This window comes from Streptococcus mitis (genome assembly GCF_022137125.1).
GTDB lineage: Bacteria > Bacillota > Bacilli > Lactobacillales > Streptococcaceae > Streptococcus > Streptococcus mitis_CE.
On the sequence record NZ_JAKNEQ010000002.1, the window covers coordinates 250726 to 264981 of the forward strand.

At 40.9% G+C, this 14256-nt stretch carries 14 protein-coding genes and 1 riboswitch; of the genes, 11 read left to right on the top strand and 3 right to left on the bottom strand.

The annotated features are described in order from the left end of the window. The first annotated feature begins 27 nt into the window (after positions 1-27). From L0P31_RS03165 to L0P31_RS03185, 5 genes are all read left to right on the top strand, one after another. Positions 28-1089 carry an endo-beta-N-acetylglucosaminidase gene (locus tag L0P31_RS03165; protein ID WP_238095717.1) on the top strand — a complete coding sequence of 354 codons (1062 nt, stop codon included), beginning with the start codon at positions 28-30 and terminating at the stop codon, positions 1087-1089. Positions 1090-1229: 140 nt separating this feature from the next. Next, positions 1230-2789 carry a DUF6287 domain-containing protein gene (locus L0P31_RS03170; RefSeq protein ID WP_238095719.1) on the top strand — a complete coding sequence of 520 codons (1560 nt, stop codon included), beginning with the start codon at positions 1230-1232 and terminating at the stop codon, positions 2787-2789. 200 nt (positions 2790-2989) lie between these two features. Continuing rightward, a riboswitch (glycine riboswitch) is annotated at positions 2990-3078 on the top strand. 90 nt (positions 3079-3168) lie between these two features. Beyond that, complete coding sequence (locus L0P31_RS03175) at positions 3169-4491, top strand: alanine/glycine:cation symporter family protein (protein ID WP_238095721.1); 1323 nt, start codon at positions 3169-3171, stop codon at positions 4489-4491. A gap of 131 nt (positions 4492-4622) precedes the next feature. Then, positions 4623-5171: a carboxymuconolactone decarboxylase family protein gene (locus L0P31_RS03180; protein ID WP_004256949.1), complete on the top strand. Its 549-nt coding sequence runs from the start codon at positions 4623-4625 to the stop codon at positions 5169-5171. Positions 5172-5280: 109 nt separating this feature from the next. Further along, on the top strand, positions 5281-6180 hold the full coding sequence (locus L0P31_RS03185; protein WP_238095723.1) for a TDT family transporter: 900 nt from the start codon (positions 5281-5283) through the stop codon (positions 6178-6180). A 23-nt stretch (positions 6181-6203) separates the two neighbouring features. Here L0P31_RS03185 and serS read toward each other — a convergent pair whose 3' ends face one another. From serS to L0P31_RS03200, 3 genes are all read right to left on the bottom strand, one after another. Further along, entirely contained in the window at positions 6204-7478 is a 1275-nt protein-coding gene (gene serS, locus L0P31_RS03190) for a serine--tRNA ligase (RefSeq protein WP_000884220.1), read from the bottom strand. A 213-nt stretch (positions 7479-7691) separates the two neighbouring features. Then, positions 7692-8063, bottom strand: coding sequence for a DUF956 family protein (locus L0P31_RS03195; protein WP_000079350.1), 372 nt, complete (start codon positions 8061-8063; stop codon positions 7692-7694). Positions 8064-8065: 2 nt separating this feature from the next. Next, a complete protein-coding gene (locus L0P31_RS03200) occupies positions 8066-9430 on the bottom strand; it encodes an aspartate kinase (protein WP_238095725.1) in 1365 nt (454 codons plus the stop codon). Positions 9431-9639: 209 nt separating this feature from the next. On the opposite strand from L0P31_RS03200, the gene L0P31_RS03205 reads away from it, so the two are divergent. The 6 genes from L0P31_RS03205 to fabD all read left to right on the top strand — a co-directional run bounded on the left by L0P31_RS03205 (position 9640) and on the right by fabD (position 14218). After that, entirely contained in the window at positions 9640-10425 is a 786-nt protein-coding gene (locus tag L0P31_RS03205; RefSeq protein WP_238095727.1) for an enoyl-CoA hydratase, read from the top strand. A gap of 93 nt (positions 10426-10518) precedes the next feature. Further along, positions 10519-10953 carry a fatty acid biosynthesis transcriptional regulator FabT gene (fabT, locus tag L0P31_RS03210; RefSeq protein ID WP_000386356.1) on the top strand — a complete coding sequence of 145 codons (435 nt, stop codon included), beginning with the start codon at positions 10519-10521 and terminating at the stop codon, positions 10951-10953. Then, complete coding sequence (locus tag L0P31_RS03215; RefSeq protein WP_049500270.1) at positions 10953-11927, top strand: beta-ketoacyl-ACP synthase III; 975 nt, start codon at positions 10953-10955, stop codon at positions 11925-11927. Before fabT ends, L0P31_RS03215 begins: the two co-directional genes overlap by 1 nt. Positions 11928-11986: 59 nt before the next feature. Continuing rightward, positions 11987-12211 (top strand): acyl carrier protein, encoded by a 225-nt coding sequence (locus tag L0P31_RS03220; RefSeq protein ID WP_000257838.1) that lies wholly within the window; start codon positions 11987-11989, stop codon positions 12209-12211. Positions 12212-12327: 116 nt separating this feature from the next. Then, positions 12328-13302 (top strand): enoyl-[acyl-carrier-protein] reductase FabK, encoded by a 975-nt coding sequence (gene fabK, locus L0P31_RS03225; RefSeq protein WP_238095729.1) that lies wholly within the window; start codon positions 12328-12330, stop codon positions 13300-13302. Further along, on the top strand, positions 13295-14218 hold the full coding sequence (fabD, locus tag L0P31_RS03230; protein WP_238095731.1) for an ACP S-malonyltransferase: 924 nt from the start codon (positions 13295-13297) through the stop codon (positions 14216-14218). Before fabK ends, fabD begins: the two co-directional genes overlap by 8 nt. Positions 14219-14256 lie beyond the last annotated feature (38 nt).

A 14256-nucleotide genomic window follows, 5' to 3' on the forward strand; every position in this document is an offset into this window, starting at 1 on the left:
GATTAAAAAATAAAGGAAATGAATAACATGAACAAAAAGAAATTATTAGTATGTGCTTTGGCACTTTCAACAGTCGGAGTATTGTCAACAATTGATACAGCAGGAGTTCTACCTTTTTCAGCGCAGACAGTGCAGGCTGATGACATCGTTGCAGTTGGTAATGTTGATCACAAGGTCAATCTAAGTTTGGTTGGTTATGATAACAATCGTGGCGTTTCGGTCACTTTTTCAACTGATAGTGTTAATCCTAATTTTGTTAATAATTGGAATAGTAAGCAAGATTATATTTTTGTAAGAACGAAACTTATTAACGCTAAAACAAAAGAGGTTGTAGATGATAATACTGGAGCACAAGTTAGTTTAAGATCCTACGATTTAACAAAAAGTAGCAACGACTCTTATTTATATGATTCGATTCCTGATGGTGAATACAAATATGAAGCCTATGTAAGTGAATTTTATATTGATCCTCAAACTAAGCTTCGTCATCAATACAAAGGAGAATCTCCTATTTTTAGTATTAAAGACGGTAAATTTGCTGGTCTAGTATCTTCAACACAATCATCTACAACACCAACAACTACTGAAACTCCAAAACAATCTACTAACTCTAACTCAGGTCAGACTGGCTGGTCAGGTTCATCTTACTACAAAGCAGGTGTGAAAGTAGTTAATCAATGGATTTTTGATGTCCAGTACAATTCTTACTTCTACCTAAATGCTTCAGGTAACTTTGTTCAAAATGCTTGGGCTGGAAGTTACTACCTCAAGTCAGGTGGCTACATGGCTAAGAGCGAGTGGATTTATGACAATAACTATCAATCATACTATTACTTGACAGCAGAGGGTAGCTATGCGCGTAATGCTTGGGCTGGAAGCTACTACCTCAAATCAGATGGTAAAATGGCTAAGAGTGAGTGGATCTATGATAGTAGCTACCAATCTTACTATTATCTAACATCAGAAGGAAGCTATGCTCGAAACACATGGGTAGGCGACTACTATCTCAAGTCAAATGGTAAGATGGCGGTTAACGAACGTACCCCAGATGGCTACCAAGTAGATGGCTCAGGTAAGTGGGTTCGCTAGAATGATAGTTTGTGAGAAATGGCTTATAACAAATAAATAGAAATAGAAAACAATTTGCGAATAGGTAACATTTTGATACACTAAAAATAGCGAAAGGAATTGGCATAGGCTGGTTCCTTTCTCTTAGATAAGGGAGTAATATGAAAAAGTTATTATTAGCTACAACACTTTCACTGACACTAGTTCTAGGAGGGTGTCAGTATCTACCTTGGAACAAAACTATTGAACCAGTATCCGAGGAAGTAGCAAGTCCAGAGATAGATTACAGTTACTATAATAAAGTTTTGGATGACTATGAAAAAGTAGCGAAAGGCACCTTAGCGACAGGTATGGATGTCAATCCTCTGGCTAGTCAAGTAAAGTCTTCTCAAGGCTTTTATACAGATGTGGTTTACCACAAGACAGATTTGAATAATGACGGAGTGGATGAACTCTTGCTTGCTCTTGAAATGAAGAGTGGCGAAAAGAGTTTGCTTGATATCCGTACGCTGAAAGACGAAAAGGTGATTCGTTTGACCAATCAAGAAAATCGTTTAGACCAGATTGGTGAAAGAATGACAGTCGGTATCTTGCCAGATAATTCTCTGCTCTATCGTGGGGCTGGTACAGCAACGAGTCACATCTATGCTCACTACCAATTTAGTGAAGATGGGCAGTCTTTGGTAAAGGCTAAGGAAGCTCAAGAACTAGCGGATCTTGGGGTCGGTTCTCCCATTTCTCTGGAGACTTTAAGCTGGAAATCAGTTTCAGATAAACTTCCTAGCGGGAGCAGTGCAGACAAGGGGACAGAGAAAACTAAACCAATCGTAGATTATAGTCCTTATAATAGCATTTTGAAGGATTATGAATTTCTTCTAGACCATAAATCAGAAGTTAAGGATACTATCAATCTAACCGCTAATATCTATGCAGGGATGGCAGAACGCAGTCAAGCCTTTACCTATACAATGGTTGATATGGATAAAAATGGTATTGATGAATTGATTGTCTCTTCGAAAAATGGTAGTGAGATTTTAGATATTTTTACACTCAAAGATCAGAAAGTTATTCGCCTCACCAATGCTGAAAATAAAATGCAGATGCTTGGAACACGTTTCAAGGCCTATCTATTAGAAAATGGTAATCTCTATACCCAGTGGAATCCGTTCGCAGGAGATCCACAGACCATTCATACCATTTGGAAATTGAATAGTAGTGGGGACAAACTAGAGAAGGTTAAAGAAGCTAAGACAGAGGATGAAGTCAGTCCTGGTGCTCGAATGAATCTATCTAGTCTGACTTGGAAATCTGTAACAGAAAAATTTGCTGCAACAGCCTCTTCATCAAATCAAAATACTTCTGGGAAAATGGATATTAACGCCATAAAAAATGGAGATTTCTCTAGTATTGAAGGAAGATGGAGTAATGGTCACGGAGGAGAAGACTTAGTCTTTAGTAAAGAGGGATTGATAGAACCAGAGAATTTTAAAGTTGACCTTGCAGAATCAGAAATAGTCAATGATTTTCTACGAGCTCGCTATTCAGGTCCATCTTTTGGAGTCTTTATTCAATTCATACCAGCAGGTGTTAGAATACCTGATGAGACATCAATGGATGGATTAATATCAGACGCTTCTGATATTAGTAAAGATAGAATTCTCTATCGTGCTTCATTTCCAGTACATAATAAACCAGAACAATTCTTATATCGTGTAGAATAAGAGTGAAACAGATTGATTTAAATAATAGCACCTCACGCACATGGGAATGCTCAACCTTTCTTCTACAAAGTCAAATAAGATTTTCCCAAAATCCATTGACAAAAGCCAACATTTTTTGTAAAATAAGAATCAATTAAATACCAACACCGAATGAAGTTTAATAGAAGTGGAGAATCGTTTGATTTTCCATGACTGTAAATGGACGGAACTCTGGAGAGACCGTAAAGGCACCGAAGGGGCAAGGCAGGTAACTGCTCAAACTCTCAGGTAAAAGGACAGAGCTAGGATAGACCGCTTTTTAGCATTTATCTAAGCATTCCAGAGTACATGTATCTTACATGTGCTCTTTCTTTTGGGGTTGAAAAGATAGGAGAATAGAATGTTAGAATTGCTTAAATCAATCGATGCTTTTGCTTGGGGTCCTCCCCTCTTGATTTTATTGGTCGGAACAGGGATTTATCTCACTGCTCGTCTAGGACTTTTGCAGGTTTTGCGTTTGCCTAAGGCCTTCCAGCTTATTTTTACCAAGGATAAGGGGCATGGCGATGTATCCAGCTTTGCGGCACTATGTACAGCCCTAGCAGCGACAGTTGGTACGGGAAATATTATCGGGGTGGCGACGGCTATCAAGGTTGGTGGTCCAGGAGCCCTCTTTTGGATGTGGATGGCTGCTTTCTTTGGGATGGCTACCAAGTATGCAGAAGGACTTTTGGCGATTAAATATCGTACTAAGGACGACCATGGTGCAGTGGCGGGGGGACCAATGCATTATATCCTTCTAGGGATGGGAGAAAAGTGGCGTCCCCTTGCTATCTTCTTTGCTCTGGCAGGTGTGTTAGTAGCTTTATTAGGAATCGGGACCTTTACCCAAGTCAACTCGATTACAGAATCTATCCAAAATACAACGGCTATTTCGCCAGCCATCACCGCTCTCGTTTTGTCTGTCTTTGTAGCGATTGCTGTCTTTGGTGGACTCAAGTCCATTTCAAAGGTTTCAACTACCGTTGTTCCTTTTATGGCTATCATTTATATTTTGGGAACTCTTACAGTTATTTTCTTTAATATCGAAAAAATCCCTGCCACAATCGCTTTAATCTTGACATCAGCATTTAGTCCTGTTGCTGCGGTCGGTGGATTTGCCGGTGCTACCATTCGAATGGCTATTCAAAATGGTGTGGCGCGTGGTGTGTTTTCAAATGAGTCTGGTCTAGGTTCAGCTCCTATTGCAGCTGCTGCGGCTAAGACAAATGAACCAGTAGAGCAAGGTTTGATTTCCATGACTGGAACCTTTATTGACACTCTCATTATCTGTACTCTGACTGGTTTGACCATCTTGGTAACTGGTGTTTGGAGTGGTGACCTGAATGGAGTGGTTTTGACTCAGTCTGCTTTCTCAACAGTCTTTTCACACTTTGGACCTGCCCTCTTAACAATCTTCCTTGTTCTCTTTGCCTTTACAACGATTTTAGGTTGGAACTATTACGGAGAACGTTGTTTCGAGTTCCTCTTTGGGGTTCGCTTTATCTGGCTCTACCGTGTGGTCTTTGTACTCATGGTCTTGTTGGGAGGATTTATCGAGTTGGATATGGTTTGGATTATCGCAGATATTGTCAATGCCTTGATGGCTCTACCAAACTTGATTGCCCTCTTAGTTTTATCTCCAGTTGTTATTGCTGAAACTAAAAAGTATTTTAATAAATAATGGAATCACACATCTCGTGTGATTTTTTGCTTTCATAAAAAATTTCTATCAGTGCAATTTAAAATATATATTATACACGGTATAGAATCTGTGATAGACTAGATTTCAACAAAATGAAAAGAGGTTTTATGATGACAACATTTACAATCCATACAGTCGAATCAGCACCAGCAGAAGTGAAAGAAGTTCTTGAAACAGTAGAAAAAGATAACAATGGCTATATTCCTAACCTAATTGGTCTCTTGGCTAATGCACCGACTGCTTTAGAGGCTTACCGTACTGTCGGAGCTATCAACCGTCGCAACAGCTTGACACCCGTTGAGCGTGAAGTGGTGCAAATCACAGCAGCCGTAACCAATGGTTGTGCCTTCTGCGTCGCAGGTCACACAGCCTTTTCAATCAAACAAATCCAGATGAATGATGACCTTTTGCAAGCCCTCCGCAATCGTACTCCAATTGAAACAGATCCTAAATTGGACACCCTAGCTAAGTTTACCTTGGCGGTTATCAATACCAAGGGTCGTGTAGGAGATGAAGCCTTATCTGAATTTTTAGAAGCTGGCTACACCCAACAAAATGCCTTGGATGTGGTTCTTGGTGTCAGCCTAGCAAGCCTTTGTAACTATGCCAACAACCTAGCTAATACCCCAATTAATCCAGAATTGCAACCTTATGCTTAATTCATATCTGAGTAAAATGAAGTCTGAAATAATCGGACTTCGTTTTTTTATCCCCTCATTTAAGCACTTTTATGCTATACTGAAGCTGACATGATTATTGGAGGTTAAGATGAAAAAACTCCCCTTGGTATTTTCTGGTTGTTTGCTAGGTTTGGCAGGAGCTGGAAATCTTATGTTAGATACGTTACCGATTCTGTCCCATCTGCTTAGTCTGACAGGTTTGATTTTGTGGATTTACTTTCTGATTTTGCATTTGTTTAGTTGGAAGGAAACCAAGCAAGAATTGACTAAGCCTCCTCTTTTGTCAGGAATGGGGACCTTTCCCATGGCTGGGATGATTTTATCGACTTATGTCTTTCGCATTTTCCCTCATTTGCCAATAGTAGCGCAAGGACTCTGGTGGTTTTCTTTTCTCTTGGATTGGGCCTTGATTGTTATTTTTACAATTAAATTTGCCTATCCATGTAAGAGAGTAAACTCTACTCCCAGCTGGACGGTGCTTTATGTGGGGATAGCAGTGGCAGCCTTGACCTATCCTCTCGTAGGTATCATCGAAATTGCCTATGTGACCTTGATTTTTGGATTTCTCTTGACCTTCTATCTCTACCCGCTTATTTATAGCGATTTAAAGAAACATCCGCTCCCACTAGCCTTGCTTGGGCAAGAAGGAATCTACTGTGCTCCCTTCTCTCTACTCTTGGCTTCCCTAGTTCGAGTTGGAGGAGCCAGCCTACCGACTTGGGGCTTGATTGTCATGATCTTGGCTTCCCAATCCTTCTTTTTCTTTGTTTTGACTCGCCTGCCCAATATTTTAAAACAAGGCTTTCAACCAGCCTTCTCAGCCTTAACCTTCCCAACCATTAGCACAGCTATCGCGCTCAAGATGTCTCAGGGAATTTTGAAACTCCCATTTCTGGATTATCTGGTAGTGGCTGAAACCGTTATTTGTCTAACTATTTTATTCTTTGTATTAGGCGCTTATCTGATTTGGTTACGAAAAAAGGTCTAGCTAGAAATAGCTAGGCCTTATTTTTATGGTTTGATAACTTCAGCTCCACCCATGTATGGACGAAGTGCTTCTGGGATGGTCACAGAACCATCTTCATTTTGGTAGTTTTCAAGAATAGCAGCCACTGTACGTCCAACTGCAAGTCCAGAACCGTTTAAGGTGTGGAGCAATTTTACCTTGCCATCTGCTTCATCACGGTAACGGATTTGGGCACGACGGGCTTGGAAATCTTCTGTGTTTGAACAGCTTGAGATTTCACGGTAGGTATTTTGTGCTGGAATCCAAACTTCCAAGTCGTAAGTCTTGGCAGCTGAGAAGCCCATATCTCCAGTAGAGAGAGCAACGACACGGTATGGAAGGTTAAGTTTTTGAAGGATGTTTTCAGCATTGGCTGTCATTTTTTCCAATTCTTCGTAAGATTCTTCTGGTTTGGCAAATTTAACCATTTCAACCTTGTGGAATTGGTGCAAACGAATCAAGCCACGAGTATCACGACCAGCAGAACCAGCCTCAGAACGGAATGAAGGACTCATAGCAGTGAAGTAGATTGGCAGGTCTTTACCATCAAGGATTTCATCACGGTAGTAGTTTGTTAGAGGAACTTCAGCTGTAGGAATGAGGACATAATTGCTGTCGCTCAATTCAAAAGTATCTTCCTTGAATTTTGGATATTGACCAGTACCAAACATAGAATCGTGGTTAACCATGTAAGGTGTGATGACTTCAGTGTAGCCTTCTTTTCCATGTTCATCCAACATAAAGTTGTAAATAGCACGTTCCAAACGAGCGCCGAGACCTTTATAGAAGAGGAAGCGAGCTCCTGTTACCTTACCACCACGTTCCCAGTCAAGGATGCCAAGGTCTTCACCCAGATCCCAGTGAGCTTTAGGTTCGAAATCAAACTCGCGTGGAGTACCCCAACGGCGAACTTCCACATTGTCATCTTCGTCAACCCCAACAGGAACGCTATCAGCTGGAATATTTGGAAGAGTAGTGGTAAATTCTGTCAATTTAGCATCGATTTCTGCCAATTCAGCATCCAAGGCTTTGACTTCAGCAGATAGAGTTTGCATGGCAGCAATCTTGTCATCTGCATTTTCCTTGTTGCGCTTAGCTTGGGCAATCTCAGCAGAAACTGTGTTACGTTCTGCTTTTAAAGTTTCAACCTTGACCAAGATGTCACGACGTTTAGCATCGATTTCTTTCATCTCATTCAAGATAGCAGCATCTACACCACGTGTAGCTAATTTTTCTGCGACAGCATCAAAGTCTGTACGAATACGTTTGATATCTAACATAAGAACTCCTTTATGAAAAAAGCACACCTGACAAAGCGTTGGAGTGGCAGGGCCACGGTTCCATCCAACTTCACAGGTGTGCACTTGATTGTGTATGCAATTGTTACTAACGGTAGAATTTCACCTATCCCTCCTATCTGCTCGCAGCACCCGCAGACTTTCTGAAAGAAGAAGATAACCTACTTATCCGTTGCTATGATTATACTAAAGTTTCTACTTTTTTGCAAATAGATTTTTAAATTTTTGACTAATGGTTTGAATCAGGGTCGGAAGTTTGACGACCTTGTCATTGCCCAGTTTTTCACGAGCAATTTTGAGAATGGCACCTGAGTCTTTTGAAGCAAAGAGGAATTTTCCTCTGTCTGTAAAGACTTCGAAGTGGCGACTGATTTTGCGACCAGTAACATTAGCTCCAATTTGGTTGATATGGCTCCAAGGAATCTGGATAAATTGTTCAACATTGACATCGGGGTAAAATTCCAAAGCCTGATCTCCGACAAGGAATTTCCCAACTTTCCCAGCTATAGAGAGGTAGGAGGTGCCTGTCGTATTGAGGAGCACTGTTTTGTTAAGTGATTGAGCCATGCTTAGTCTTCCTTACTTTCACCGAAAAAGGCATTGTAGAGGGCTTTAATAGCTGCTTTCTCTTGGTCCTTATGGACAACAAACATGATAGATACTTCACTAGAACCTTGAGACATCATCTGGATGTTGATCTTATTTTCAGATAGAGCACGTGTCGCAGTAGCAGTTACTCCGATATGGCTCTTCATCTTTTCTCCAACAATCATAATAATTGAAAGGTCGTGCTCGATTTCTGCATGGTCTACTTCAGCCTTTTGAACCAACTGACGAAGGATTTCTTCTTCCTTGATAGGAGTTAGTTCGCGAGAACGGAGGATGATTGAAAGATCGTCGATACCTGTTGGCATATGTTCCCAACCGATGTTAAGATCTTCAAGGATTTGAAGAACCTTGCGTCCAAATCCAACCTCACGGTTCATGAGGTATTTCGACATATTAATGCTGACAAAGCCAGAGTCACCAGCAATTCCCACTACTGGAAATTCATCACTACTGTGTTTTAGAACGATACGAGTACCTGGATGGTCAGGATTGTTGGTATTCTTGATAACCAGAGGAATTTTTCCTCGGTAGGCAGGAAGAAGAGCTTCGTCATGAAGAACTGAGAATCCTGCATAGGCCAACTCACGCATTTCACGGTAGGTCAACTCTGGGATAGAGTGTGGTTGGTGAATGATTCCTGGGTGAGCCGCAAAGATACCATCAACATCCGTAAAGTTTTCATAGAGGTCTGCCTTAACACCGGCAGCAATGATAGAACCTGTAATGTCTGATCCTCCACGTGAGAAGGTACAGATTTGATTTTCCTTGGTAACTCCAAAGAAACCAGGAATGACAAGAACTTCATTTGTATTTGTCAATTCTTCAATCTTGTCATAACTTGATGGAATGATGCGAGCGTGACCAGGTTCACTTGTGACCACAATACCAGCTTCTCTAGGGTGAACATAGCGTGCATCGATACCGTTTTGATTAAAGTAGGCAGCAATCAATTTAGCATTGTTATTTTCACCGGCTGCTAGGAAAGTATCGTAGAGAAATTCGTTTTCTTCGATAGGAAGAGTAGCTAAGGCGCGAATACTTTTTGAAATTTTTTCTAGCACAGTTGGTTTAAGACCTAGTTCACTAACCATAGCAGCATAGCGGTCGATAATCCAGTTTTGACTCTTACTAATATCGTTACCAGCAACATAGTCGCGGTAGTATTTAATCAAGGCATCCGTAACCTTAGTATCTTCAGCATTGCGTTTACCAGGCGCAGAAACGACTACAAAACGACGCTCTGAATCGCTTTTTACGATGTTTAAAACTTTTTCTAATTGACTAGCAGAGGCAAGAGAGCTACCTCCAAATTTAACAACCTTCATAAGAACTCCTAAAGTAAGTATTTTATACGATTATAGCAGAAAGAAAGCCTTTTTTCAATGAAGAAAATAAGATGCTTTCTAGGATAAAGCGATTCTTTATAATCGGCTGAGACACTTTCAGTTGATTTTTTCTTGCTTTCTGATTTTAAAAAAGATATACTTTGAAAATAGAATAATTTAAACTGCTTATAAAATAAAAAGGAGTCCTGATGGAACACATTATTTATCAGCTTGAAGAAGATTTGGCAATCCTTACCTTAAACCGTCCTGAGGTCGCGAATGGTTTTCATATTCCCATGTGTGAGGAAATTTTAGAAGCACTGACTCTGGCAGAAGAGGATCCAGCTGTGCATTTTATCTTGATCAATGCCAAGGGAAAGGTCTTCTCTGTTGGGGGAGATTTGGTAGAGATGAAGCGGGCAGTGGATGAGGATGATATTCCATCATTGACGAAAATCGCAGAATTGGTCAATACGATTTCTTATAAAATCAAGCAAATTGCTAAACCTGTCTTGATGGAGGTTGATGGAGCTGTTGCAGGTGCTGCAGCCAATATGGCTGTAGCTGCAGATTTCTGTCTTGCAACGGATAAGGCTAAATTTATCCAAGCCTTTGTTGGAGTTGGTTTGGCTCCAGATGCAGGAGGAATTCATCTTTTGAGCCGAAGTATTGGTGTGACGCGTGCTACTCAACTAGCCATGACAGGAGAGGCTTTGACAGCAGAAAAAGCTCTAGAGTGGGGCCTAGTTTACCGCGTTTCTGAAGCTGATAAACTTGAAAAGACGAGAGAACAGCTTCTTAAAAAATTAAGACGTGGTTCAAGCAATTCCTATGCTGCCATTAAGAAGTTGGTGTGGGAGAGCCAATTTAAAGATTGGCAAGATTATGCTACTTTAGAACTGAACCTTCAGGGGTCACTAGCGAAAACAGAGGATTTCAAAGAGGGAGTTCGGGCTCATTCGGAAAGAAGAAGACCTAAATTTACAGGAAAATAAAAAAATACTTGCACCATTCTTTGAACTTTGATATAATTCTCTTGTCAAATGTTTTGATTCTAAAAGTTTTTTTGAAAAGGAGGGAAGGAAAGATTGGACTACCAACGAATTAATGAATATTTAACGTCTATATTTAACAATGTCCTCGTTATTGAGGAAGTTAGCTTGAGGGGTAGTCGTTTCAAGGATATCTCCATCAAAGAAATGCATACGATTGATGTGATTGGAAAAGTTCCAGATGTGACACCAAGTCAAGTGTCAAAAGAGTTGATGGTGACTCTTGGGACAGTTACGACTAGTTTGAATAATCTCGAACGCAAGGGTTACATTGAACGCATTCGTTCAGAACATGATCGACGTGTAGTGCATCTGCATTTGACAAAGAAAGGTCGCTTGGTTCATAGACTACATAAACGCTTCCACAAGGCTATGGTTGAAAAAATCATTGATGGTATGAGTAAGCAAGAGATGGAGGTTATGAGCAAAGGTTTGACTAATCTTTATCAATTTTTGGAGGATTTGAGATAATGGCTTTTGCAAAAATAAGCCAGGTTGCTCATTATGTGCCAGAGCAAGTGGTTACAAATCATGATTTGGCTCAGATTATGGATACCAATGATGAGTGGATTTCAAGTCGGACGGGAATACGACAAAGGCATATTTCAAGAACAGAATCTACTAGTGATTTGGCTACAGAAGTTGCCAAGAAACTGATGGCAAAAGCTGAAATCACAGGAGGGGAGTTGGATTTTATCATCCTAGCTACCATTACTCCAGATTCGATGATGCCCTCTACAGCTGCTCGTGTTCAAGCTAATATTGGTGCTAATAAGGCCTTTGCTTTTGACCTAACAGCAGCTTGCAGTGGATTTGTATTTGCTCTTTCAACTGCTGAAAAGTTTATCGCTTCTGGTCGCTTTCAAAAAGGCTTGGTGATTGGTAGTGAAACCCTCTCTAAAGCAGTCGATTGGTCAGACCGATCAACAGCTGTTTTGTTTGGAGATGGTGCTGGTGGTGTCTTGCTAGAAGCTAGCGAGAAAGAGCATTTTTTGGCTGAGAGTCTCAATAGTGATGGGAGTCGTAGCGAGTGTCTAACTTATGGACATTCAGGCTTGCATTCTCCGTTTTCAGATCAAGAAAATGCAGATTCATTTTTGAAGATGGATGGGCGCGCGGTCTTTGATTTTGCTATTCGGGATGTAGCCAAGTCTATCAAGCAGACTATTGATGAATCTCCTATAGAGGCGACAAACTTGGATTATCTGCTACTTCATCAGGCTAATGACCGTATTTTGGATAAAATGGCTAGAAAAATCGGTGTTAACCGAGATAAACTTCCAGCCAATATGATGGAATATGGCAACACCAGTGCAGCCAGTATCCCGATTTTACTTTCAGAGTGTGTAGAACAAGGCCTTATCCGTTTAGATGGAAGCCAGACTGTTCTTTTATCAGGCTTCGGTGGAGGCTTGACCTGGGGCACGCTCATTCTTACAATTTAGGTAATCATGTGGTGAACACATTGTTATAAAAAAACTATTTATTTTAAAGGAGTCCTATCATGGCAGTATTTGAAAAAGTACAAGAAATTATCGTTGAAGAACTTGGAAAAGACGCATCAGAAGTAACACTTGAATCAACTTTTGATGATTTGGACGCAGATTCATTGGACTTGTTCCAAGTAATCTCAGAAATCGAAGATGCTTTTGATATCCAAATCGAAGCAGAAGATGACTTGAAAACAGTTGGTGACTTGGTTGCCTACGTTGAAGAGCAAACAAAATAAACAGAATATAGATAGAAGGAGTAGGGAAACCCGCTCCCTCTTGTTTAGGCAATAGTTTGATTGTCAAATTATGACGATATCGAACTATTACGTAAGCAAGAAACGATGGAGGCACTATGAAAACGCGTATTACAGAATTATTGAACATTGATTATCCTATCTTTCAAGGAGGAATGGCTTGGGTTGCTGATGGTGATTTGGCAGGAGTTGTTTCTAAGGCTGGAGGGCTAGGGATTATCGGTGGGGGAAATGCCCCTAAAGAAGTTGTCAAGGCAAATATTGATAAAATCAAATCATTGACTGATAAACCCTTCGGTGTCAATATCATGCTTTTGTCTCCCTTTGTGGAAGATATTGTAGACCTCGTTATTGAGGAAGGTGTTAAGGTAGTGACAACAGGCGCAGGAAATCCAAGTAAATACATGGAACGTTTCCATGAAGCTGGTATTACAGTTATTCCAGTTGTACCAAGTGTGGCCCTAGCTAAACGCATGGAAAAAATCGGTGCGGATGCTGTTATTGCAGAAGGAATGGAAGCTGGGGGACACATTGGGAAATTAACAACCATGACCTTGGTGCGCCAGGTTGCTGCTGCTGTATCTATTCCTGTCATTGCTGCAGGAGGGATTGCGGATGGTGAAGGTGCTGCTGCAGGCTTTATGCTAGGTGCAGAGGCTATTCAGGTTGGAACTCGCTTTGTCGTTGCAAAAGAGTCTAATGCCCATCCAAATTATAAGGCGAAAATTTTAAAAGCTAGAGATATTGATACTACGATTTCAGCTCAACACTTTGGACATGCTGTGCGTGCGATTAAAAATCAGTTGACTCGTGATTTTGAACAAGCTGAAAAAGATGCCTTTAAACAAGACAATCCAGATTTGGAAATTTTTGAACAAATGGGAGCAGGTGCTCTAGCCAAAGCGGTTGTTCACGGAGATGTGGATGGCGGATCTGTTATGGCAGGTCAAATTGCAGGGCTTGTTTCCAAAGAAGAAACCGTTGAAGAAATCCTAAAAGATTTATACTACGGAGCAGCTAAGAAAATTCAAGAAGAAGCCTCTCGTTGGGCAGGAGTTGTAAGAAATGACTAAAACAGCCTTTTTATTTGCTGGCCAAGGTGCCCAGTATCTAGGTATGGGACGGGATCTCTATGATCACTACCCTATTGTTAAAGAAACGATTGATCAAGCGAGTCAGGTACTCGGTTATGATTTGCGTCATCTCATTGATACGGAAGAAGAAAAACTCAATCAGACCCGCTATACGCAACCAGCTATTTTAGCAACTTCAGTTGCTATCTACCGTTTATTGCAAGAAAAGGGCTATCAGCCTGATATGGTTGCTGGTTTGTCTCTTGGAGAATACTCTGCCTTGGTTGCCAGTGGTGCCTTGGATTTTGAAGATGCGGTATCCTTGGTTGCTAAGCGTGGCGCTTATATGGAAGAAGCGGCTCCTGCTGGCTCTGGTAAGATGGTCGCAGTTCTCAATACGCCAGTAGAGGTCATTGAGGAAGCCTGTCAAAAAGCTTCTGAACTTGGAGTGGTTACCCCAGCCAACTATAACACACCTGCACAAATCGTCATTGGTGGAGAAGTGGTTGCAGTTGATCGAGCTGTTGAACTCTTGCAAGAAGCAGGTGCCAAACGCTTGATTCCTCTCAAGGTGTCAGGTCCCTTTCATACCGCTCTTCTTGAACCTGCTAGCCAGAAATTATCTGAAACTCTAGCTCAGGTAAGTTTTTCAGATTTTACTTGTCCCCTAGTTGGTAATACAGAAGCTGCTGTTATGCAAACAAAAGACATCGCTCAACTTTTGACACGTCAGGTCAAGGAACCAGTTCGTTTCTATGAAAGTATTGAGGTTATGCAAGAAGCAGGCGTAACCAACTTTATCGAGATTGGACCGGGGAAAGTCTTGTCAGGCTTTGTGAAAAAAATTGATAAAACGGCTAAACTAGCCAATGTTGAAGATCAGGCTAGCTTGGAAAACTTGCTAGAAAACAAGTAATCCCTTCTCCCATAAATACAAGAGGAAACAGGAGAAAA

Bases quoted from the DNA above. Each gene is read 5' to 3' on its own strand.
- fabK (WP_238095729.1), top strand. From the start codon at position 12,328: ATGAAAACGCGTATTACAGAATTATTGAACATTGATTATCCTATCTTT.
- L0P31_RS03220 (WP_000257838.1), top strand. From the start codon at position 11,987: ATGGCAGTATTTGAAAAAGTACAAGAAATTATCGTTGAAGAACTTGGA.
- L0P31_RS03215 (WP_049500270.1), top strand. From the start codon at position 10,953: ATGGCTTTTGCAAAAATAAGCCAGGTTGCTCATTATGTGCCAGAGCAA.
- L0P31_RS03205 (WP_238095727.1), top strand. From the start codon at position 9,640: ATGGAACACATTATTTATCAGCTTGAAGAAGATTTGGCAATCCTTACC.
- serS (WP_000884220.1), bottom strand. From the start codon at position 7,478: ATGTTAGATATCAAACGTATTCGTACAGACTTTGATGCTGTCGCAGAA.
- L0P31_RS03175 (WP_238095721.1), top strand. From the start codon at position 3,169: ATGTTAGAATTGCTTAAATCAATCGATGCTTTTGCTTGGGGTCCTCCC.
- L0P31_RS03170 (WP_238095719.1), top strand. From the start codon at position 1,230: ATGAAAAAGTTATTATTAGCTACAACACTTTCACTGACACTAGTTCTA.
- L0P31_RS03195 (WP_000079350.1), bottom strand. From the start codon at position 8,063: ATGGCTCAATCACTTAACAAAACAGTGCTCCTCAATACGACAGGCACC.
- L0P31_RS03165 (WP_238095717.1), top strand. From the start codon at position 28: ATGAACAAAAAGAAATTATTAGTATGTGCTTTGGCACTTTCAACAGTC.
- L0P31_RS03200 (WP_238095725.1), bottom strand. From the start codon at position 9,430: ATGAAGGTTGTTAAATTTGGAGGTAGCTCTCTTGCCTCTGCTAGTCAA.
- L0P31_RS03185 (WP_238095723.1), top strand. From the start codon at position 5,281: ATGAAAAAACTCCCCTTGGTATTTTCTGGTTGTTTGCTAGGTTTGGCA.
- L0P31_RS03180 (WP_004256949.1), top strand. From the start codon at position 4,623: ATGACAACATTTACAATCCATACAGTCGAATCAGCACCAGCAGAAGTG.
- fabD (WP_238095731.1), top strand. From the start codon at position 13,295: ATGACTAAAACAGCCTTTTTATTTGCTGGCCAAGGTGCCCAGTATCTA.